At 72.9% G+C, this 21,018-nt stretch carries 16 protein-coding genes, 2 tRNA genes and 1 pseudogene; 15 read left to right on the top strand and 4 right to left on the bottom strand.

The window, feature by feature from the left end; translation table 11 throughout:
• Window positions 1-18 precede the first annotated feature (18 nt).
• A complete protein-coding gene (locus C3486_RS20100) occupies window positions 19-696 on the top strand; it encodes a hypothetical protein (RefSeq protein WP_103834122.1) in 678 nt (225 codons plus the stop codon).
• 107 nt (window positions 697-803) lie between these two features.
• Window positions 804-1,991: a hypothetical protein gene (locus C3486_RS20095; protein ID WP_103834121.1), complete on the top strand. Its 1,188-nt coding sequence runs from the start codon at window positions 804-806 to the stop codon at window positions 1,989-1,991.
• Window positions 1,992-2,028: 37 nt separating this feature from the next.
• Here C3486_RS20095 and C3486_RS20090 read toward each other — a convergent pair whose 3' ends face one another.
• Window positions 2,029-3,111, bottom strand: a complete 1,083-nt coding sequence (locus C3486_RS20090; protein WP_103834120.1) for a M48 family metallopeptidase — start codon at window positions 3,109-3,111, stop codon at window positions 2,029-2,031.
• 258 nt (window positions 3,112-3,369) lie between these two features.
• On the opposite strand from C3486_RS20090, the gene C3486_RS37350 reads away from it, so the two are divergent.
• The 10 genes and pseudogenes from C3486_RS37350 to phsA all read left to right on the top strand — a co-directional run.
• Entirely contained in the window at window positions 3,370-3,519 is a 150-nt protein-coding gene (locus C3486_RS37350) for a hypothetical protein (protein ID WP_181138614.1), read from the top strand.
• 267 nt (window positions 3,520-3,786) lie between these two features.
• A complete protein-coding gene (locus tag C3486_RS37345; protein ID WP_181138613.1) occupies window positions 3,787-3,951 on the top strand; it encodes a hypothetical protein in 165 nt (54 codons plus the stop codon).
• Window positions 3,952-4,001: 50 nt separating this feature from the next.
• The gene (gene nadD, locus C3486_RS20085; RefSeq protein ID WP_103834119.1) at window positions 4,002-4,640 is read left to right on the top strand and encodes a nicotinate-nucleotide adenylyltransferase; all 639 of its coding nucleotides are present in this window, start codon (window positions 4,002-4,004) and stop codon (window positions 4,638-4,640) included.
• Window positions 4,641-4,678: 38 nt separating this feature from the next.
• The gene (locus tag C3486_RS20080; RefSeq protein ID WP_103834118.1) at window positions 4,679-6,502 is read left to right on the top strand and encodes an LCP family protein; all 1,824 of its coding nucleotides are present in this window, start codon (window positions 4,679-4,681) and stop codon (window positions 6,500-6,502) included.
• A gap of 224 nt (window positions 6,503-6,726) precedes the next feature.
• Window positions 6,727-7,161, top strand: coding sequence for a ribosome silencing factor (gene rsfS / locus C3486_RS20075; RefSeq protein ID WP_103834117.1), 435 nt, complete (start codon window positions 6,727-6,729; stop codon window positions 7,159-7,161).
• On the top strand, window positions 7,158-7,811 hold the full coding sequence (locus tag C3486_RS20070; protein WP_103834134.1) for a histidine phosphatase family protein: 654 nt from the start codon (window positions 7,158-7,160) through the stop codon (window positions 7,809-7,811). The genes rsfS and C3486_RS20070 overlap by 4 nt, the downstream gene beginning before the upstream one ends.
• A gap of 146 nt (window positions 7,812-7,957) precedes the next feature.
• A tRNA-Ala gene (locus C3486_RS20065) sits at window positions 7,958-8,030 on the top strand.
• A gap of 257 nt (window positions 8,031-8,287) precedes the next feature.
• Window positions 8,288-8,446 (top strand): hypothetical protein, encoded by a 159-nt coding sequence (locus tag C3486_RS20060; RefSeq protein ID WP_103834116.1) that lies wholly within the window; start codon window positions 8,288-8,290, stop codon window positions 8,444-8,446.
• Window positions 8,447-8,449: 3 nt separating this feature from the next.
• Entirely contained in the window at window positions 8,450-8,683 is a 234-nt protein-coding gene (locus C3486_RS20055; RefSeq protein ID WP_103834115.1) for a hypothetical protein, read from the top strand.
• A gap of 384 nt (window positions 8,684-9,067) precedes the next feature.
• A pseudogene (gene phsA, locus C3486_RS20050) lies at window positions 9,068-10,801 on the top strand (O-aminophenol oxidase PhsA); the annotation flags it as partial.
• Here phsA and C3486_RS20045 read toward each other — a convergent pair.
• The gene (locus C3486_RS20045; protein ID WP_374936899.1) at window positions 10,767-12,221 is read right to left on the bottom strand and encodes a glycosyltransferase 87 family protein; all 1,455 of its coding nucleotides are present in this window, start codon (window positions 12,219-12,221) and stop codon (window positions 10,767-10,769) included. The pseudogene phsA and the gene C3486_RS20045 sit on opposite strands and share 35 nt — an antisense overlap.
• A gap of 221 nt (window positions 12,222-12,442) precedes the next feature.
• Here C3486_RS20045 and C3486_RS20040 point away from each other — a divergent pair.
• Window positions 12,443-12,515, top strand: a tRNA-Ala gene (locus C3486_RS20040).
• A 135-nt stretch (window positions 12,516-12,650) separates the two neighbouring features.
• On the opposite strand, the gene C3486_RS20035 is transcribed toward C3486_RS20040, so the two are convergent.
• Window positions 12,651-14,222: an NADH-ubiquinone oxidoreductase-F iron-sulfur binding region domain-containing protein gene (locus C3486_RS20035; protein WP_258052882.1), complete on the bottom strand. Its 1,572-nt coding sequence runs from the start codon at window positions 14,220-14,222 to the stop codon at window positions 12,651-12,653.
• Entirely contained in the window at window positions 14,219-15,370 is a 1,152-nt protein-coding gene (locus tag C3486_RS37340; protein WP_181138612.1) for a hypothetical protein, read from the bottom strand. The genes C3486_RS20035 and C3486_RS37340 overlap by 4 nt, the downstream gene beginning before the upstream one ends.
• Before the next feature lie 458 nt (window positions 15,371-15,828).
• Here C3486_RS37340 and C3486_RS20025 point away from each other — a divergent pair, with 458 nt between their 5' ends.
• Together C3486_RS20025 and leuS are read left to right on the top strand one after the other, a co-directional pair.
• Window positions 15,829-17,781, top strand: coding sequence for a protease pro-enzyme activation domain-containing protein (locus C3486_RS20025; RefSeq protein WP_103834113.1), 1,953 nt, complete (start codon window positions 15,829-15,831; stop codon window positions 17,779-17,781).
• Between the two features lie 302 nt (window positions 17,782-18,083).
• Window positions 18,084-20,963 (top strand): leucine--tRNA ligase, encoded by a 2,880-nt coding sequence (gene leuS, locus C3486_RS20020; RefSeq protein ID WP_103834112.1) that lies wholly within the window; start codon window positions 18,084-18,086, stop codon window positions 20,961-20,963.
• The last annotated feature ends 55 nt before the right edge of the window (window positions 20,964-21,018 follow it).

Here is a 21,018-nt window from a genome sequence, read left to right as displayed (position 1 = left end):
CGCGGCTAATCTGGTCGGGTGCCGGACGACGTGGGGGCCGGGCCGTTCCCGGACGGCGGCGAGCCCGACGAGCACCATCACGGGAACCACGGAGAGGCGGACGCGCGCCCGTCCCACGGGGACGGGGGTGACGAGTTCGCCGCCGTGGTCTTCGACGAGGAATTCGTCCGGTCGGCCCTCATCCACGAGCCGACCGCCGTCGAGCGCATGGTCGCCGCCGCGCAGGCCCGCGCCGAGGCCGACGCCGGGCGCAGCGGTCCGCTGCCGGCCGGTGACCCGGGCAGCGGCCAGGGCGGCCGGGAGGGCCCCGCAGCGCCCGCAGGAGCGCCGGAGCCGCACAAGGCCGGGGAATTCCTCCCCTACAGTCCGTACGGCCCGTACGGCGGCTCTCTGCGCCCTTACCGCGGCACCGCCCGCTGGCACCGCCCCATCGCCTGGGTGCTGGCCGTCCTGATGGGCATCGGCATGGTCGTGCTCGCGTTCACGGCCGTCTACCGTGGCGCGGCGGGCCGCACCCAGACCCCGGCGCCGCCGCCCGCCACCACCGGCGTCGACGGCAGACCGCCCACCGTGAGCACCGGCGGGGCGCCCGCATCCAGTGCCGAGCGCGGCGGCCCGGCGCCGCCCGTCGTACTGCCGTCCGCCTCCGCCGACTCCGGCCCGCCGTCGGCACCCGCGGTGCCGCGCGAGCCGTGAGCGGTCCGCGCCGTTTCACGCCGTTCGCGCGCCGTGCCTGACCTGCATCGGGAAGTTGGCGCGCACCTGGGCGTTTACCTCGGCCGTCCCCGACCTACCCTTGTTGTATGACCGGGCCAGGTGACCCTCCCGAAGGGACCCCAGAGGGCGCCCCGGGCGGAGGGGAGGACGAGTACCGATCCGTCGTGTTCGACGAGTCCTTCGTGCGCGCTGCGCGATTGCAGGAGTTCTCCGCCCAGGAGCGGATGGGGGACCACGCACCCGCAGTGCGCAGCCGGCACGCCTGGTCGCGGTTCGGCGGCTCCCGGCAGGCGCTGATCCTCGTACTGCTCATCGCGCTGGCCTTCGGTACCGCGATCTACATGGGCGTCCGCCATCCGTACCGGGCCCCCGACCCCACTCCCGCTCCGCCGCTGCGCAGCACGGTCATCCCGCTCGCGCCCGTGGGCACGGTGCCCGGCGGGCGGCCGGCTGACCTCTTCGAGCGCAGCCCTGCGGCCGGCTTCCGGATCGGCGCTGCGGGCGTCAACCTCCCCGTCGTGCGGCGTACGGGGGAGTTCTCCGAGAGCCAGGTGATGAACGCGCTGACCACGGCGAAGGAGTACGTCGTGCGGTCCTCGCTGGACCCGGACACGCTGGCCGGCGGGCCCGCGCGGGGCGTGCGGCTGCTGCTGGACACCACGCAGCTCGTGCAGTTCGACCGGAGCCTGGAGCGGCCGTCCGACGACGGGCGGCACGCCGCGACCGGCTGGCTGGTCCGCTTCGACCCGTCGCAGGTCCGGCTCGCGGACCCGCGGGTACGGGTCGACGGCACCCTCGGGGTGGAGCCGGCGGCGGGCGGCAACGCCCTGGAGGTCACCGCGGACTACACCTTCGTCTACGCGGTCAGGCCGCCGGACGACCGCACCTCCGCCGGCGGCGCGGGGAACACGGCACCGGCCAGTACGGGGAACGCGGCCCCCGCCGCCTCGAAGGACACGGCACAGGGCGGCACGGCGCACGCCGCCGACCGACGGGACGACGGGGCCTCACTCTTCACCGTCCGCCGTGAGCTGCACTTCCGCTTCGACCGGGACGATCTGCGCGACCGCCGCCTGGAGGTCCAGTCGAGCTACCTCCAGGCGGGGCCGATGTCCTGCAACTCCGGCCCGGAGAGCGCGCTGCGGCCGCTGCTCGCGGGCGAGCGGGCCGGCAACGGCCGCCCCGAGGGCACCGATCCGTACGCCCACGGCAGCACCAACGCCTCGCTCTGCGGCGTGCTGGCGCCGTCGGCGGAACCGAGCCCCCTGGACTGATCCGGCCGGCCTTTCGGGGCGCGCTCGCCCGGCCGGCCTACTCGCCGGAGCCGGACGGGCCCTCCGGGCCCTCCTGCGCGGGCCGGGCCCGGCCGCTGCCGAACACCGTGTCCCGCAGCTTGCCGCCCAGGTCCCCGGCGCCGCCCGCGATGTCCCGCACCAGGCCCATCAGCGGGTCCTTGCTGTTGCGCACCGAGTCGGCGTAGTGCGAAGCGGACTCCTTGAAGGAGTCGGACACCGAGGTGTCCTTGTCCTCCTCGCGGCGCGGGTAGTGCCCCTCCATGATCCGCTGGTGGTCGCGGGAGGCGGCCCACTTCTTCAGCTCGGCGGCGCGCACGGTGGTGAACGGGTGGCTGCGCGGCAGCACGTTCAGGATCTTCAGCACGGAGTCGCGCAGGTCGCCGCCGCGCTCGTACTCCTCGGCCTGGGCCAGGAAGGAGTCGACGTTCATCTCGTGGAGGTGATTGCCGCCGGCGAGCTTCATCAGGCCGCGCATCGACGCCTGGAGGTCCTGGCCGACCAGCAGCCCCGCCCGGTCCGCCGACAGCTCGGACTTGCGGAACCACTCGCGCAGCCCGGTCACTATCGCCATGATCGCCACATTGCCCAGCGGGATCCACGCGACCTTCAGGGCGAGGTTCGTCAGGAAGAGCAGTATCGTCCGGTACACCGCGTGCCCGGACAGCGCGTGCCCGACCTCGTGGCCGACGACCGCGCGCATCTCCTCCTCGTCGAGCAGCTCTACCAGGCCCGTCGTCAGCACGATCACCGGCTCGTCCAGGCCGATGCACATGGCGTTGGGCTGCGGGTCCTGATTGACGTACATCGGCGGGACCTTCTCCAGGTCCAGGATGTAACAGGCGTCCCGCAGCATGTCGTTGAGGTGCGCGAACTGCTGGTCGCTGACCCGCACCGAATCCGAGAGGTACATCAGCCGCAGGCTGCGCTCGGGCAGCAGGCCGCTCAGTGCCTTGAAGACGGTGTCGAACCCGCTCAGCTTGCGCAGGGCCACCAGAGCGGACCGGTCCGCGGGGTGCTCGTACGCCCGGGAGGAGATTCCCGGGAACCGCCTGCGGTCCCTGCTCGGTACGCGCTCGCTGCCGTTCGGGCCATCCGTCATTGGGGCCTCCCCCTGATTCGACTGCGTGGATTCAGAGTAGAGGACGCCGCTGACAGCGCTTTGGATGCCCGGCGTACGCTGGCCGAGGAACGAATCGCCGCAGATGCCCGCAAGGGGCGGCCCCGGCACGCGGACGGCAGGGGACGGCCCCGTGGCACCCCCGCGGCGGCGGGCGGCCGGCGCGGCCGTTCCCGTGGCCCGTGGCGCGAGATGCGTGACGGGCCCGCACAGACCCCCCACAAAGGAGCGCGACCTCTCATGGTGGATTCGAGCGTGCTGCTCGCCGCACAGACCTCCAACGCCGACGGACCGGGCTGGATCCTGCGTGCCGTGATCATCGTCGGCGTGCTCGGCGCGATCTTCATGGCCTGGTTCCTGCTGCGCGGCTACGGCGGCGACCAGGACTGAGGCGCGCCCGCGGCCCTTCGGGCACCGCGCGGTACGGGCCTTCAGGGCGTGCGCGGTACGGGCCTTCAGGGCCGACGGCGGCGGGTCCTCGTGTGCCGCGGTCCTGCCCTCAGGGCCCGCGCCCCGGTCCCCCGATGGCGGCGGGAACCACCGGAAAGGTCCCCTCGTGGGCCGTTCCGGCGGAGTCGGCGTGAGGTCCGGAAGGGCCCGCGCTTACGATGTGGACGAAGTCCCTGCCCGCCTCAGCCCGGATTGGTTCTGCCGACGATGAGCCTGCCCACCACCGCACACTCCGTCCTGGTCGCCCTCGCCGAGGGCGGCGAGCACGGCGGCAACCACAACAGCCTCAACCCCGCCGTCACCGGCGGCGGCGCCCTTGTCGTGCTGCTGCTCCTGCTGTGGATCACCACCCGCTTCAACCGCGACCGCTGAAACGGGGACCCGTATCCCTCGATGAGCGGCGCCCAGTAGGGTCTGCACGCATGGGAGAGCAGACAGGGCCCGTGAAGCGGCGGCTCGGAGTGATGGGCGGGACGTTCGACCCGATCCACAATGGTCACCTGGTCGCCGCCAGCGAGGTGGCGAGCCAGTTCCACCTCGATGAGGTCATCTTCGTACCGACGGGACAGCCGTGGCAGAAGAGCCACAAGGCGGTGTCCCCGGCCGAGGACCGGTATCTGATGACGGTCATCGCGACCGCGTCCAACCCGCAGTTCTCCGTCAGCCGCATCGACATCGACCGCGGCGGCAAGACGTACACCATCGACACCCTCCGGGATCTGCGCGCCGAGCACTCGGACGCGGATCTCTTCTTCATCACCGGCGCCGACGCGCTCGCCCAGATCCTCACCTGGCGGGACGCCGAGGAGCTCTTCTCGCTGGCCCACTTCATCGGGGTGACCAGGCCCGGCCACGTCCTCGCCGACCCGGGCCTCCCCGAGGGCGGGGTCTCCCTGATCGAGGTGCCGGCCCTGGCCATCTCGTCGACCGACTGCCGGTCGCGCGTCGCCCAGGGGGAGCCGGTCTGGTACCTGGTGCCGGACGGCGTGGTGCGCTACATCGACAAGCGCCGTCTCTACCGGGACGAGCGCCACCGCCACGACCACGACGACGACCGCTGACGACGACCGCCGACGGGGCCGACGGAAAGAGGGCACCGGTGAACGACCGACAGGATCCGTACGCGCCGCGGGACCCGTATGCCCAGGAGCCCTACGAGGGGGCGCAGGGGCAGCAGGACGGGCAGGGGTACGCCTACGACGCCTACGGGCAGCCGGTGTACCAGGAGGCGCCGGGCCGGCAGTACGACCCGTACGGCACGCCGTACGCCCAGGACTACGGCCAGGGCGGCTACGGCGGCCAGGCGCACGCGCAGGGGTACGGCCAGGGCGGTTACGAGCAGAGCGGGTACGAGCAGGGCCACGGCCAGGGTTACGACCCGTACGGCGGCTACCAGCAGCCCGCGCAGCAGGCCCAGCAGACGCAGCAGCAGAGCTGGGTCCCGCAGCAGCCGCAGTACGGGCAGCAGGAGTACCTCCAGCCGCAGCCCTACGAAGCGCGGCCTTCGTACGAGCCGCAGTCCCCGTACGCGCAGCCGCAGCCCTCTTACGAGCCGCAGGCCCCCTCCGAGGGCCGGTCCACGCAGGACGGGGCGCCTTCGGGCGCGGCGCAGCCCCGGCCCGCCGGTGCCGGCGGCCGCACCGACGGCGCGGACCGCGCCTCCGGGGGCGAGTACCGCACCGAGCAGTTCTCGTTCATCGAGGAGCAGGACGAGGACTCCGAAGACGTCATCGACTGGCTGAAGTTCACCGAGAGCCGCACCGAGCGGCGCGAGGAGGCCAAGCGCCGCGGCCGCAGCCGCGTCATCGCGCTGTCCGTCGTCCTCGCCCTGCTGGTCGCGGGCGGCGTCGGCTACCTGTGGTGGGCCGGCAAGCTGCCGGGCCTGGGCGGGGCCGCCACCGGGAGCGCGGCCACCGCCGCCGGCCAGAAGCGCGACGTGCTGGTGGTCCACCTCCGGCAGACCGGCAGCGACGAGAGCTCGACGGCGCTGCTCGTGGAGAACGAGACCACCCACAAGGGCACCACCGTCCTCCTCCCGAACAACCTCGCGATCACCGGGGACGACGGCCAGGCCACGACCCTCGGCAAATCCGTGAAGGACGCCGGCACGGAGCCGACGCGGGACTCGCTCAACACGCTCCTCGGCGCCGACATCAAGGCGAGCTGGCGGCTGGACACGCCGTACCTGGAGAACCTCGTCGAGACCGTCGGCGGCATCACCGTGGACGCCGACACCACCGTGCCCGGCGCCAAGAAGGGCGACGACCCGCTGGTCAAGGCGGGCAGGGGACGCGTGCTCAACGGCCAGGCGGCCGTCGCGTACGCCACCTACCGGGGCCCCGGCGAGCTGCAGACCAAGCAGCTGGAACGCTTCGGCCAGGTCATGCAGGCCACCCTGAAGCGGATGTCCAGCGACGCTGACGGCGCCACCGCCACCGTGAAGTCCCTGATGCAGGTCCTGGACCCGCCGCTCACCGTGGGCCAGCTGGGCAGCTCCCTGGCGCAGCGCGCCGAGCTGGCCAAGACCGGCGCGTACCGCACGACCCTGCTGCCCGTGCAGCAGGACGGCACGCTGAGCGCGCGTACCGCCTCCGACGTGGTCAAGGACGTCCTGGGCGGCAAGGTCAAGAAGACCGACCCGAGCGCGACCGCCCGGGTCAGCGTCCGGAACGCCTCGGGCAGCCAGAAGGCGGTCGGGCAGGCGCAGGCCGCGCTGGTCAACGGCGGCTACTCGTTCGTGAACGGCGGCACCGCAGCGGGCTCCCTCTCGGCGTCCCGCGTGACGTACGGCGACGCGGCGCACAAGCCGCAGGCCGAGGAGGTCGCGAAGACCCTGGGCCTGCCGGCGAGCGCGGTGAAGAAGGGCGAGACCGCCTCGAACGCCGACATCACGGTGCTCCTGGGGAGCGACTACAAGGGGTGAGGCCCGCGGGGCGGGGCCCGGCTCCGGCCGTGGCCCCGCCCCCGCGGCTGCTCGTCCGTTCAACGCTCTGACCAGGGCCGATACCCGGCTGTCCACAAGCCCGCCGGGGTGTCAGCGGTCCGTGAGACCCTTGAGGGGTACTTGACCGCTGACTCGGCCGCGGTCGGCGGGGCTTCCCGCGGACGGGGCCGGGCAGCACCGCCATCGACCCGGAAGTTTGGCTTGTGACCGCCACGGACCGCTCCATCGAGCTCATCAACGCCGCCGCGCAGGCGGCCGCCGACAAGCTCGCGCACGACATCATCGCGTACGACGTCAGCGACGTCCTTTCGATCACCGACGCCTTCCTGCTCGCGTCGGCGCCCAACGACCGCCAGGTCAAGTCGATCGTCGACGAGATCGAAGAGAAGCTGAACAAGGACCTGGGCGCCAAGCCGGTGCGCCGCGAGGGCGACCGCGAGGCCCGCTGGGTGCTCCTGGACTACGTCGACATCGTCGTCCACGTGCAGCACAGCGAGGAGCGGGTGTTCTACGCCCTGGAGCGCCTGTGGAAGGACTGCCCGGAGCTGGAGCTGCCCGAGGACGCCAAGGCGACCCGCGGCAAGGCCGCGGCGCATGCCGAGGAAACCGCCGCCGAGCAGGACGGAGAGCTGCGCTGAACGGCACGAAGGGGGGCCGTGGCCGCAAGATCGTCCTGTGGCGGCACGGCCAGACGGCGTGGAACCTGGAGCGCCGCTTCCAGGGCTCCACGGACATCGACCTCACCGAGGCGGGCATCGAGCAGGCACGCCGCGCCGCACGGCTGCTCGCCGCGCTGAAGCCGGACGCGATCATCGCCTCCGACCTCAAGCGGGCGGTGCGCACGGCCGGTGAGCTGGCGGCGGTCACGCATCTGGACGTGACGTACGACGAGGCGCTGCGCGAGACGTACGCGGGCGCCTGGCAGGGCCTGACGCACGAGGAGATCGTCGAGCGCTACGGCGAGCAGTACGCCGCCTGGAAGCGCGGCGAGCCGGTGCGCCGGGGCGGCGGCGAGCTGGAGACGGAGGTCGCGGACCGCGCGGCGCCGGTCGTCCGGCTGGCGGCCGACAAGCTGCCCGACGGCGGCACCCTGGTCGTGGTGAGCCACGGCGGCACGATCCGTACGACCATCGGGCGGCTGCTGGGCCTGGAGCCGCACCACTGGGAGGGCCTGGGCGGCCTGTCGAACTGCTGCTGGTCCGTCCTGGGCGAGGGCGCCCGCGGCTGGCGCCTGATGGAGCACAACGCCGGTACCCTTCCCGAGCCGGTGCTGGGCGACGACGACTGACCTCCGGGACCCGGCCGACGGCGGCTCTCCGGGGGCCGTCCGGCGGCCGGCCGGACCCGGATTTCACATCTGGGCAGGTCGCAGGCTAAAGTTCTTCTTGTTCGCGGCGCCGCCGGGGAAAACCCCGGAGGAGCGGAACAAGACCCGGGGCTATAGCTCAGTTGGTAGAGCGCCTGCATGGCATGCAGGAGGTCAGGAGTTCAATTCTCCTTAGCTCCACAACCCGGATGATCCCGCCCTCTGGCGGAGACGGAGAGCGATTCTCCGCCTCGCCAGGAGGCGGGATCACTGTTGTTTCCGGGCCTTGGAGGGCGCGTTCCGCGCTGTGTGCGCCGGGGCGAGCGCCCGCGCAACGTCCCGTACGCCTCTGCGCGGCGAGACCGGGCAGCCGGTCCGCGCTGCTGCGGCTGCGGGCCTGACCAGGTCGGCGGTCCGTGGCAGAATCGGACGGCGCCGGCAGGGGAGGAGAGAACGCGATGCCCACGAGCATCATCGAGGAGGTCCGCGACCTGCTCGGCGTTGCCACCTCCGCGCTGCAATGCCCTTCCTGCGGCTCACCGCACGTGGCGCAGATGCTGGGCGACAACGGTGGTATCTCGTTCGTCTGTACGGCCTGCGGCCACAGCTGGAGCTGACTGATGGGGGCACACAGCCGGAAGTGCGACTGGTGCGGCAGCGGAACGCCGATCGTGCGCGACATGGAGCCGCCGAACCCCGACTTCCAGTACTGGTGCGAGGAATGTGCCCGGGCGCTGATCATAAAAGGCGACCCCATCGAGACCTACCGCGAGCTGGACGGCGAGCCCATCTACGGCCGCCTGCTCGACGAACACTGCACGCTGAAGCGTTTCTACTCCTTCGCCACGGCCTGAGCGGCACGGCTTGAGCGCCGCGTCCTGAGGGGTACGGCCCGCGCGCCGCGACGGGGCGCCACCGCCCACCCGGCGCCGCCCGCGCGGTCCCTGAGAGCCCGTCACCGGGCGTCCCCGGCGGCGCACAACCGCGCTCGGGAATCTGTCGCCGACCCTGCATGACCGTTTCTCCACAACTTCGGCGCACAACACACGCCCTGAGCTACTTTCAGCTCTGACGCCCCGGACCGGACCGGTCCACTCAGCTATGTACGGGCTGCGGACGATTGGCCGGAAGAATCCCCGTTGAGGGGGGAACTCCGGTCGTACCGTGAGGCGTTGTCAGACACAGAGCTGCCGCCGCGCAACGGCCGGCGGCACAGGGGGAAGCGACGGGGGTCGCACGTGACAGACACATTTGTGGGGGACGCACCGCGGACGGAGACCACCGCGGGGCGGGACGGGCAGGCGACGGAAGCCGGACTCACGCCGTTCATCGACGCGTTGCGGGTGCCGCCCGTCATCAAGCCGGGCCGCGCGGAAGCCCTGCGCGGCATCACCATCGAGCAGAAGACCAGCTGGGTGCGGCTGCACTCCCAGCTCCCGCCCACCAAGGTGTGGGCGTACGAGGGGCATTACCCGGGCCCGACCATCGAGGCCCGCCGCGGCCGGCGCCTCCGGGTGCTGTGGACGAACCGCCTCACGGGCGACTTCCCGGTGACCGCCGTGGAGGTGGCGGCGACGCCGGAGGTGCCCGCGCCGCTCGACCAGCCGGGCCGCGGCGGGGCCGAGCCGCTGGCGGGCGTGGCCGCGCTGCCGCCCTGGGTCGTCACCCACCTGCACGGCGCACTGACCGGCGGGGGCAACGACGGCTGGACGGAGAACGCCGTATCGCCGGGCGACGCCCAGCTCGCCGAGTATCCGAACGACCACCGGGCGACGACGTGGTGGTACCACGACCACGCCATGGACATCACCCGGTGGAACGTCTTCTCGGGCCTCGCCGGGATGTACCTGCTGCGGGACGACGAGGAGGACGCGCTGCGCCTCCCCTCGGGCGAGCGCGAGATCCCGCTCATCATCCAGGACCGCAACCTCGACACGGACGCCGACGGCCGGCTGACCGGCCGGCTGCTGCACAAGACCCTGATCGTCGGCAGGGACAACGACGGCAAGAACGTCACCATCCCGTTCTCCGGCCCCTACACCCTCGTGAACGGCACGATCTGGCCCCACCTGGACGTCGACGCGCGGTGGTACCGCTTCCGCCTGCTCAACGCCTCCAATGCCCGGACGTACGCCCTCCAGCTGATCGACGAGGAGACGGGCCACCCGGTCACGGGCGCGGTGCACCAGATCGGCTCGGACGGCGGCCTGCTGCCGCGCCCGCTGCCGGTGGACGGCCCCCTGTCGGTGGCCGCTGCCGAGCGGATGGACCTGCTGGTGGACTTCGGCCGGCTGCGCGGTCGGCGGCTGCGGCTGGTCAACGCCGCACCGGGCGTGGCACATCCGCAGGTCATGCAGTTCCGGGTCGGCGCCAAGAAGGTGACCGATTCCTTCGTGCTGCCGGCCGTGATCTCACCGACCTTCGAGCGGATCACCCACGACACCGCGCCGAAGCACGAGCACCGTCTGATAGCGCTCACCCCGCCGGGCCCGGTCGGCAACGGCCATCCAGAGATGTGGGAGCTGCACGAGACCGACCCGGACGGCATCACGTTCCCGTCCGAGGGGATCATCCAGATCACGGGGCCCAAGGGCACGATGCGTACGTACCGGCGCGGCGCTCGCACCTTCGACGACACCCTCGGCTTCATGGTCCGGCACGACGACTGGGAGCAGTGGAGCTTCCTCAACCTCGGCGGTGCCGGCACGCATCCGATGCACATCCACCTGATCGACTTCCAGGTGCTCAGCCGAGACCGGTACCCGGCGGTGCCGGACAGCCCGTACGACAACACCGTAGGGGGCACCCGCAGCCCGCTGCAGTACGGCGGGGACGTGCCGATAGCCCCGGGCGATCAGGGCTGGAAGGACGTCATACAGGTGCCGCCGGGCCAGATGGTGAACGTGATCGGCCGGTTCCACGGCGCCAAGGGCCGCTTCATGTACCACTGCCATCTGCTGGAACACGAAGACATGGGGATGATGCGCCCGTTCGTGGTGATGCCTCCGGAGGTGCTGGCGTTCCATCACCACCACCCGGGCGACGACCATGGTCACGGGGAGCACTGACCCCGGGCGCGGCGGCCCGGCGCAGCAGGACGGCGGTCAGCAGCAGGAGCACGGCACCGGCGATCGGATAGACGGCCGAGAGCAGCATCTGGCCGCCGTTCTGGTGCAGTTCCGCGTGGCTGTGCGGGCGGTGCGGCACCCACCACAGGGCAAAGGAGGCGAAGAGCAGCCAGAGCACCCCGGTCGCCGCCCAGAGCCGGCGGCCCGCCCGGGTGGCCCGGCCGCCGCGGCTTACGGCCTCGGTGCCGAGCAGGATCAGCGCCGGTACGGCCCACACCCAGTGGTGCGACCAGGAGACCGGGCTGACCAGCAGGGCGGTGGTGGCGCAGGCCACGGCCGCCCAGGCGCGCCGGCCGCGCAGCAGGGCGGTGGTGGCGAGCGTCAGCCCGGCGACCGCCGCCACGGCCGCTGCGGCCGGCCACCACAGGCCGGTGTCGGGGGCGTGCAGCAGCCGGGCGAGGACGCCGCGCAGCGACTGGTTGGCGGTGATCTCCACATCGCCCGGCCGGTCGGAGGCGAAGACGATCTCGGTCCAGAAGCGGGCCGAGTCGCGGGGCAGGACGAGTGCGGCGAGGAGGACGGTACCGAGGAAGGACAGGACGGCGACGCCGGCCTGGCGCAGCCAGGGGTTCCAGGTGCCGCGCAGGCCCTGGCCGGGCCGACGCAGCTGACGGGCGCGCAGCAGCCCGGCCAGCGCGAGCCATACGGCGAAGAGGGCGGGCGTGAGTTTGATCCCGGCCGCGATGCCGATGCCGATGCCGGCCCAGCGGTTGGTGTCGCGGCGAGTGAGGTCCCAGAGCACGAGTACGGCGAGGAGGAGGTTGATCTGCCCGTAGCGCAGCGTGGTCCACACGGGCTCGCACCACACCAGCAGCGCGGAGAGCCCGAGCGTGGCGGCGGCCTGCCGTGCCCGCGGGGCGCGTGAGCCGGGAGACGTGGCGGGCAGGCCGGTCAGGCGGAGGGTGAGGTGCACCACGGCGACCAGCAGCAGGAGGTTGCCGAGGGTGGCGAGGGTGCGCAGTTCCGGGATGCCGGGGAAGGTCAGCGGCACGAAGAGCAGGGAGGCGAAGGGCGGGTAGGTGTTGGGCAGCCGCGCGGACGTGGCGAGCATCTCGTAGAGGTCGCCGCCGGTGCGGGCCGTCCAGCCCTCGGCGCGGTAGACCATCAGGTCCAGCATGGTCACGCCGGCCAGCCGCTGCGCCGTCCAGAAGGCCGTGAAGGACACCGCACAGGCCAGGGCGGCCGCCAGGACGCGGCGGTGGCTGCCCCGCAGGAGGGACGGGCCGCGGCGTCCGACGGACTGGTCGAGCTTCGGCGCGGTCACGTTCCAGGCCCCCGGTTTTCTTTCGAGCACGGATTGTCGACAGTACCCCTGCCGGTCCCCGTGCCGGAGGGAGCGCGGGCGTCCGCTTCGTCCCGTTCGGGGTGCGCCGGGGAGCCGCCGGCGAGGGGTTCGGGAAAGCGATTTGGCAAAGGCCCGGGGCAGCCGTGTAATGTAGTCGATGTCGCCGCGAGGGAAACCCCGCGAAGACCACAACAGAACACGGGGCTATAGCTCAGTTGGTAGAGCGCCTGCATGGCATGCAGGAGGTCAGGAGTTCAATTCTCCTTAGCTCCACAGTGATCAGAGCGGGCCGTCCGAGAAGGACGGCCCGCTCTGTCGTGTGTGCCCGGATGTGCCGCCGGCCGTCGGTGGACCACGGCGGCGGACCACCGTGACGACGCCAGGGCCGGAGCCCCGGCCGGGACCGGCTCAGGGTTTCTCCAGCCGGAGCGCGAGGGCCGGGCAGCGGCGCACGGCGCGCTGGGCGCGGGCCCGCAGCGCTCCTGGGAGTACGTCGTCCGAAAGCACGGGATAGCCGTCCCGGTCCAGCCCCACGGCCTCGGGCAGCAGCCCCGCGCACAGCCCGTGCCCCTCGCACAGCGTCCAGTCCACCGCCAGCCGCTCCGCTGGGATCTCCACGGCCCCGGGCTCCGCCGTCCCGCCGTCGGCCGTCTGCGGGGCGTCCTCGGGCGGCAGCGGCAGCAGCTCGGCGGTGGGCCGCCCGCAGCCGTCACCGAGGACGTGCGCTGCCAGGTCGTCGGGGAAGGCGGCGAGCGCCGACAGCACGAACCGCGCCGAGCCGTCGGGGTGTTTGCAGGCGCCCCGCCCCCGCACGCCGCGCGCCGCCTCCCGGACCGCCTCCAGGGCCGGCTGCCCGCCCCCGCCCAGCGCGTCCGCGAGCACCCCGGCCAGCGACGGCAGGCCCAGCCGGCACGGCCCGCACTGCCCCGCCGACTCCGCGGCCAGCCAGCGCGCGATCCGCAGTGCCTCGCCGAGCGGGCACGTCCGCGCGGACAGCGGCAGCACGGCCCCCGCGCCCAGCGCCCCGCCGCGGGCCGCCAGCGCCTCACGCGAGAGCGGCGTCCCGTACGCCGTGGCGGGGTCCAGCCAGGCGCCGTGGTACCCGCCGATCAGTACGCCGGGCGGTGCCGGGTCGGCGCCGCAGGACTGCAGGACGTAGGGCAGCGGCACGCCGCTCGGGGCCTCGACGACCGTCGCGGCGGGGACCGCGCCGGAGACCGTCAGCAGGATCGTGCCCGGCTCGCCGGGGAGGCCGGTGTCGGCGTAGCGGCCGGGACCGAGGCGGGCCGCGACGGCGAGTTGGGCGAAGGTCTCGGCGTTGGACAGCAGTGTCGGGGCGCCGCCGAGCCCGGACTCGGCCGCCCGCGCCCGCCGTCCGGGCGGCACCGGCGGCCCGCCCTCGGCGGCCCTGATCAACGCGGACGCCTCGCCGGACACCAGCCGCTCGGGGGAGCGCACGACCTGCGCGCGCAGCGCCCGCCCGCGCCGCCTGCCTCCCAGGCCGCGCTCCGCGAGCGCCTCCCGTACGGAGTTGTCGGCCGTGGCCTTCGTCACGCCGACGACCACCAGACGGGCGCCGAGCGCGGAGGCGGCCAGCAGCGCGCCGTCCAGCACGAGGTGCGGCGCGCGGCACAGCAGCACGGTGTCCTTGCGGCAGGCGGGCTCGCCCTCGCAGCCGTTGACCACGACGACCGGGCGGACCCCGCGGCGGGCCGCCGCCTCGGCGACCGCGGTGAGCTTGCGCGCGAACGGGAACCCCGCGCCGCCCTTGCCGCGCAGCGCCACGGCGTCGGCCACGGCGGCCAGCTGGTCCCCGGTGAGCGCGGGCAGCGAGCCGTGCAGGAGCAGGTGGCGCTTGCGGTCCAGCCGCTCCGCCTCGTCGAACCCAGCGCACAGCCGGGGCAGCCCGAGCACCCGGACGCCGGGCACATCGGGCAGCGGCCCCCCGCCCGCATACGGGTCCGGCACGGCGACGGTCACGGGGCCCAGCCGTTCGGCACAGGGGGAAGCGGCGCGCCTTCGGGGCGGCCCCCGGGGACCGTCGGCTGCACGAGGGTGGGCGGGCCGGCCCACTCGGACGCGTGCGGCGACTCGGACGCGTGCGGCGCGGCCCCGAGTCCCGCGTGGGACAGGTGCTCCGTGGGTGCCCCGTCCGGCGCGAAGCCGCCTTCGGGGGCCGCGCCGTCGCCCGCCATGAAGGCGTCGCCGGGCGCGGCGTACGGAGCGGTGACGTACGGCAGCGTCTGGGTGGGCGCGTCGGCCAGGTCCCACGAAGGAGCGTCGTGTGCGGCGCCCCCAGAGGGGACGACCTGCGCGGCGTCCAAGGAGGGAGCGTCCTGCGCGGCGTTCATGGGGGGACCGGTCGTGGTCTCCCAGGGAGGGGCGTCGGTGCGCGCCTCGGGGGCGGCGCGCGTACCCGTACTCGTACGCGCCGCCGCCCTGCGTCCGGTCCGCCGCCGGCCCGGCTTCCGTGCGCGCAGCGGCAGCGGCAGGGAGAAGGGCAGGTCCCGCCGCAGCGTGAGGTACGGGAACCGGGCGCACGGGGTGAAGAGGAAGCGGGTCAACAGGGCGCCCATGACCGCGGCGAGGCACAGCGCGTACCCCGCGGTGACCCAGCCGGCGGGCGCGCGGCCGGACTTGAGGCCGTGCACGAGGGCCAGGCACCACGCGGCGTACGCGCTGGTGTGCAGGGCCCGCCAGCGCCCGGAGACCCGCCCGCGCCCGGCGAAGGCGCTGCGCAGCGCGCCCGTCGCGGCCGCCAGCACCATCAGCAGTCCGGCGAGCGTCCCGAACCCGATGAGCGGGGCGGTGCCGGGCGCGACCGGCCCGGTGAGCACCACGGAGGCGAAGGGCACGAGGGCGTCCAGGAAGAGGGCGTGCGCCTCGGCCACCTTGACGGTGATGTGCAGCACCAGGAAGCCGAGCGAGGCGGTGGCGAGCGCCCGGTGGACACCCTGTGCGAGGAGCCTCGTACGCGGTTCCAGGACGGTACGGCCGGTCGAGAGCAGGCCCCAGACCACGGCGGCCGTGAGGGAGACGAGGGTGAGCACGCCTGCGGTGAAGTCGAAGAACGTGCGGAAGGCGGGAGCGGCGGCGAGGAACAGGAGGATCAGCAGGGCGCCGGACACGCTCGTGAGCGCGGGACGGGGCCTCCGCAGGCGCTGGGGGAGGCGCGGGGGGTGGGGGAGGCGGGGACGGCGGGCGCGGGCCGCCCGGCGCGCCGTCGGGCCCGGTAAGAGTGGCATGCCCGCAAGCTAGGGGCCGTCGCACGTACGGGCGGGCGGCTTGGCGTATCCCGCCCGCACGGCGCGACCCGCTGCTAACGTCGGTCCGTTCGCGCCCCGCACACCCACTCGGCCGCTCCCTGCTCCGACTGAACGCCCGTGCTTGAGCAGGCCAGTTGATGGTCATTTCGTGGTCATTTCTTGCCCGTCCTTGGATGCTTCTTGGGCATTCCATGTCCCTGACGTGAACAGATCATCGAAAGAGTGACGCAGCGCGTGCGTGTGGCCGCCACCGCGAGCACCGCACGCCATCGCGGAGACCGCGTGCACCGCACGCGACGCGTCGCATCGCAGGGGGTTTCATGAGAGCAAGCCGCTCCAGAGCGCGCCGGAGACGTGCCGGGCTGGCCGTGGCCGTGACGCTGCCGCTGGCCGCCGGCGCCCTGGCGCTGGGCACACCCGCCGCCGGCGCCGCCGGGCACGACGGCCGGGACGCGCTGCGCGGCACGAAGCCGCAGTGGGCCACACAGCAGGCCGACCGCGGCAGCACCGCGCGGACCGACCGGGTCACCGCCCGGGTCTTCCTGGCCGGCCGGGACGCCGAGGGCCTCGCGGCCTACGCCAGGGCCGTCTCGGACCCGTCCTCGGCCTCGTACGGGAAGTACCTCAGCGCCGACCGCGCGCAGGCACGTTTCGGCGCCACCCACGAGCAGGTGTCGGCCGTCACCCACTGGCTGACGGGCGCCGGCCTGAAGGTCACCGGGACCGACCGCCGCTCCATATCCGTGACCGGCACCGCCGCGGCGGCCGAACGGGCCTTCGCCACGGACCTGCACAACTACCGCAAGGGCGGGCACACCTACCACGCCCCCTCCCGCACCGCCTCGGCCCCCGAGTCGCTGCACGGCGCGGTCCTCACGGTCACCGGCCTGGACAACGCGCCGCACATGGCGCGGCACCACGCGCAGCTGCCGCCGCCCAGCCAGATATTCCGCAACTCCGGTCCGTTCTCCAGCTACTACGGCTCCAGGACGGACAAGAGCCTGCCCTCTGCCTACGGGGCGAAGCAGCCGTACGCCGTGAAGGGCTACACGGGCAAGCAGCTGCGCGCCGCCTACGGGGCGGGCGCGCGCACCGGCAAGGGCGTCACGGTGGCGATCACCGACGCGTACGCCTCGCCGACCATCGCCGCCGACGCGCGCAAGTACGCCGACCGGAACGGCGACGCGGGCTACACGAAGGGCCGGCTCTCCCAGGTGCTGCCCAAGAAGTACTCGCACATCAAGGAGTGCGACGCGGCCGGCTGGTACGGGGAGGAGACCCTCGACGTCGAGGCCGTGCACGCGGTCGCGCCGGAGTCCGACATCGTCTACGTGGGCGGCGCGTCCTGCATGGACGACGACCTCCTGGACTCCCTGGGGAAGATCGTCGACGGCCGGCTCGCCGACATCGTCTCGAACAGCTGGGGCGACATCGAGGCCAACGAGACGCCCGACGTGGCCGCCGCGTACGACCAGATCTTCCAGCTGGGCGCCGTCGAGGGCATCGGCTTCTACTTCTCCTCCGGCGACAACGGCGACGAGGTCGCCCACACCGGCACCAAGCAGGTCGACACCCCGGCGAACTCCGCGTGGGTGACCGCCGTGGGCGGCACCGCGCTGGCCGTCGGCAAGGGCGACAAGTACCTCTGGGAGACCGGCTGGGGCACTCTGAAGGCCGATCTGGCGGCCGACGGCGGCAGCTGGCAGGACTTCCCCGGCGCCTTCACCTCCGGAGCCGGCGGCGGCACCAGCAGGACCGTCGCGCAGCCCTTCTATCAGCGCGGCGTCGTGCCGAACAAGATTTCGAAGGCGAACGGCGGCGCCCCGATGCGCGCCGTCCCGGACATCGCTGCCGTCGCCGACCCGAACACCGGCTTCCTCGTGGGCCAGACCCAGTCGCTCCCCGACGGCTCGCTCACGTACGACGAGTACCGCATCGGCGGCACCTCGCTGGCGGCACCCGTGATCGCGGGCGTCCAGGCGCTGGCCCAGGAGGCGCGGCACGGCATCGCCATCGGCTTCGCCAACCCCGCGATCTACCAGCGGTACGGCACCTCCGCGTACCACGACGTCACCGACCGCCCGCTGGGCGCGGGCCGGGACCTCGCGGTGGTCCGGGTGGACTACGTGAACGGCATGGACGCCAGTGGGGGGACGACCACCTCGCTGCGCAGCCTCGGCAAGGACAGCTCGCTGCACGCCGTCGTCGGCTACGACGACGTCACGGGCGTGGGCACGCCGGGCACGGGCTACGTGAGCTCCTACCGGCGCTAGGCCCCCGTGTGCCGGGCCGCTGTCCGGTCCGGCATGTGGGACGGGGCCCGCCCGGGGGAATCCTCGGCGCGGGCCCCTGGTGCGCTGCGGTACCCTGACGCCATGCGTGCCGTACGCCTTCTGCTTAGCGGGCCGCGCTGATCAGTACCGACCGGACCGGAGACTGCGAGGTCCGGGTCGGAATCGGCGCGGCGTCCCCTCCTGTGCGAGGGGCCTTTTTGTTTCCGGCGCCGGCCGGCAAGGAGGTGCCCGCAAGGGGTGCGTTTCCGCAGGCAGAGACGATCGATGGAGCTTTGAGGACGATGAGCGAGACGACCACGGCCGCCGAGGCGGCGGCCCCGCACCGCTATACGGCCGCGCTGGCCGCGGACATCGAGGCACGCTGGCAGGACTTCTGGGACGAGCACGGCACCTACGAGGCGCCGAACCCCAGCGGTGACCTGGCCGGCGACCCGAAACTGGCGGAGCGGCCGAAGAAGTTCATCATGGACATGTTCCCGTACCCCTCGGGTGCGGGCCTGCACGTCGGCCACCCCCTGGGCTACATCGCCACGGACGTCTACGCCCGCTTCCAGCGCATGACGGGCCACAACGTCCTGCACACCCTGGGCTTCGACGCCTTCGGCCTGCCCGCCGAGCAGTACGCGGTCCAGACGGGCACCCACCCGCGGGTCTCCACCGAGGCCAACATCGTCAACATGAAGGCGCAGCTGCGCCGCCTGGGCCTGGGCCACGACCAGCGCCGCTCGATCGAGACGATCGACCCGGCGTACTACAAGTGGACCCAGTGGATCTTCCTGCAGATCTTCAACTCCTGGTACGACACCGAGGCTCGCAAGGCCCGCCCGATCGACGAGCTGGTGGCCCAGTTCGAGTCCGGGGAGCGTGAGACGCCCGACGGCCGCGCGTGGGCCGACCTGAGCGCCCTGGAGCGCGCCAACGTCCTGGGCGAGTACCGCCTGGCGTACGCCTCGGACGCGCCGGTCAACTGGTGCCCCGGCCTGGGCACCGTGCTGGCCAACGAGGAGGTCACCGCCGAGGGCCGCTCCGAGCGCGGGAACTTCCCCGTCTTCAAGGCCAAGCTGCGCCAGTGGAACATGCGCATCACGGCCTACGCCGACCGCCTGCTGGAGGACCTGGACGGGCTGGACTGGCCCGAGGCGATCAAGCTGCAGCAGCGCAACTGGATCGGCCGCTCCGAGGGCGCGCGCGTCGACTTCCCCGTAGGGGACCAGCGCATCACCGTCTTCACCACCCGCCAGGACACCCTGTTCGGCGCGACCTACATGGTGCTGGCCCCCGAGCACGAGCTGGTCTCCGGGCCGGACTCGATCGTCCCGGACGCCTGGCCCGAGGGCACGCACGACGTGTGGACCGGCGGTTACGCGACCCCGGCCGAGGCCGTCGCCGCCTATCGCAAGCAGGCAGCGGCCAAGTCCGACGTCGAGCGCCAGGCCGAGGCCAAGGACAAGACCGGCGTCTTCACCGGCGCGTACGCGACCAACCCGGTCAGCGGCGAGCGGGTCCCGGTCTTCATCGCCGACTACGTCCTGATGGGCTACGGCACCGGCGCGATCATGGCGGTCCCGGCGCACGACAGCCGCGACTTCGCCTTCGCGCGCGCCTTCGAGCTGCCCATGCGCTGCGTGGTCGAGCCCTCGGACGACCGCGGCACCGACCCGTCGACCTGGGACGACGCGTTCTCCTCGTACGACGCGAAGATCGTCAACTCGTCGTCCGAGGCCGTCTCGCTGGACGGCCTGTCGGTCACCGACGCCAAGGCGAAGATCACCGAGTGGCTGGCCGCGCAGGGCATCGGCGAGGGCACCGTGAACTTCCGGCTGCGCGACTGGCTGTTCAGCCGGCAGCGCTACTGGGGCGAGCCCTTCCCGATCGTGTACGACGAGGACGGCGTGGCGCACGCGCTGCCCGAGTCGATGCTGCCGCTGGAGCTGCCCGAGGTCGAGGACTACTCCCCGCGCACCTTCGACCCGGACGACGCCGACACCTCCCCGGAGACCCCGCTGTCCCGGAACGAGGACTGGGTCAACGTCGAGCTGGACCTGGGTGACGGCAAGGGCGTGCGGCGCTTCCGCCGCGAGACCAACACCATGCCGAACTGGGCCGGTTCCTGCTGGTACGAGCTGCGCTACCTGGACCCGGACAACGTCCAGCGGCTGGTCGACCCGGAGATCGAGCAGTACTGGATGGGCCCGCGTGAGGGGCAGCCGCACGGCGGCGTCGACCTGTACGTGGGCGGCGCCGAGCACGCCGTGCTGCACCTGCTGTACGCGCGCTTCTGGTCCAAGGTGCTGCACGACCTGGGGCACATCTCCTCGGCCGAGCCGTTCCACAAGCTGTACAACCAGGGCATGATCCAGGCCTTCGTCTACCGGGACAAGCGCGGCATCGCCGTCCCGGCTGCCGAGGTCGAGGAGCGCGACGGCGGGTACTACTACCACGGCGAGAAGGTCAGCCGCGTCCTGGGCAAGATGGGCAAGTCCCTGAAGAACGCCGTCACGCCCGACGAGATCTGCCAGGAGTACGGCGCGGACACGCTGCGGCTGTACGAGATGGCGATGGGCCCGCTGGACGTCTCGCGCCCCTGGGACACCCGCGCCGTCGTCGGCCAGTACCGCCTGCTGCAGCGCCTGTGGCGCAACATCGTGGACGAGGCCACCGGCGAGGTCACCGTCGTGGACGCCGAGCCGGACGAGGACACCCTGCGTGCCCTGCACAAGGCCATCGACGGCGTCCGCCAGGACATGGCCGGGCTGCGCTTCAACACCGCGATCGCCAAGATCACGGAGCTGAACAACCACCTGACCAAGGCCGGCGGCAGCGTCCCGCGCTCCGTCGCCGAGCGGCTGGTCCTGCTGGTCGCGCCGCTGGCGCCGCACATCGGTGAGGAGCTGTGGCACAAGCTGGGCCACACCGGCTCCGTGGTCCACGAGGACTTCCCGGAGGCCGACCCGGCGTACGTCGTCGACGAGACCGTGACCTGCGTCGTGCAGATCAAGGGCAAGGTCAAGGCCCGCCTGGAGGTCTCGCCGTCCATCTCGGACGCGGACCTGGAGGCGGCCGCGCTGGCCGAGCCGGCGGTCGTGACGGCACTGGGCGGGGCCGGCATCCGCAAGGTCATCGTCCGGGCGCCGAAGCTGGTCAACATCGTTCCGGCCTGATCCGGTCCCGGTGCGCGCCCGCCCGGCGGGCGCGCACCGGGGAAGACCACTAGGG

Source organism: Streptomyces sp. Ru73 (assembly GCF_002920575.1).
Taxonomy (GTDB): domain Bacteria; phylum Actinomycetota; class Actinomycetes; order Streptomycetales; family Streptomycetaceae; genus Streptomyces.
Note: the sequence above shows the minus strand (reverse complement) of the source record. Positions and strands in the feature narration are given on the sequence as shown.

Excerpts from the sequence above, each read along its gene's own strand:
- C3486_RS20095 (WP_103834121.1), top strand. The coding sequence starts at position 804 with ATGACCGGGCCAGGTGACCCTCCCGAAGGGACCCCAGAGGGCGCCCCG.
- C3486_RS20090 (WP_103834120.1), bottom strand. The coding sequence starts at position 3,111 with ATGACGGATGGCCCGAACGGCAGCGAGCGCGTACCGAGCAGGGACCGC.
- C3486_RS37350 (WP_181138614.1), top strand. The coding sequence starts at position 3,370 with ATGGTGGATTCGAGCGTGCTGCTCGCCGCACAGACCTCCAACGCCGAC.
- C3486_RS37345 (WP_181138613.1), top strand. The coding sequence starts at position 3,787 with ATGAGCCTGCCCACCACCGCACACTCCGTCCTGGTCGCCCTCGCCGAG.
- nadD (WP_103834119.1), top strand. The coding sequence starts at position 4,002 with ATGGGAGAGCAGACAGGGCCCGTGAAGCGGCGGCTCGGAGTGATGGGC.
- C3486_RS20060 (WP_103834116.1), top strand. The coding sequence starts at position 8,288 with ATGCCCACGAGCATCATCGAGGAGGTCCGCGACCTGCTCGGCGTTGCC.
- C3486_RS20055 (WP_103834115.1), top strand. The coding sequence starts at position 8,450 with ATGGGGGCACACAGCCGGAAGTGCGACTGGTGCGGCAGCGGAACGCCG.
- C3486_RS20025 (WP_103834113.1), top strand. The coding sequence starts at position 15,829 with ATGAGAGCAAGCCGCTCCAGAGCGCGCCGGAGACGTGCCGGGCTGGCC.
- leuS (WP_103834112.1), top strand. The coding sequence starts at position 18,084 with ATGAGCGAGACGACCACGGCCGCCGAGGCGGCGGCCCCGCACCGCTAT.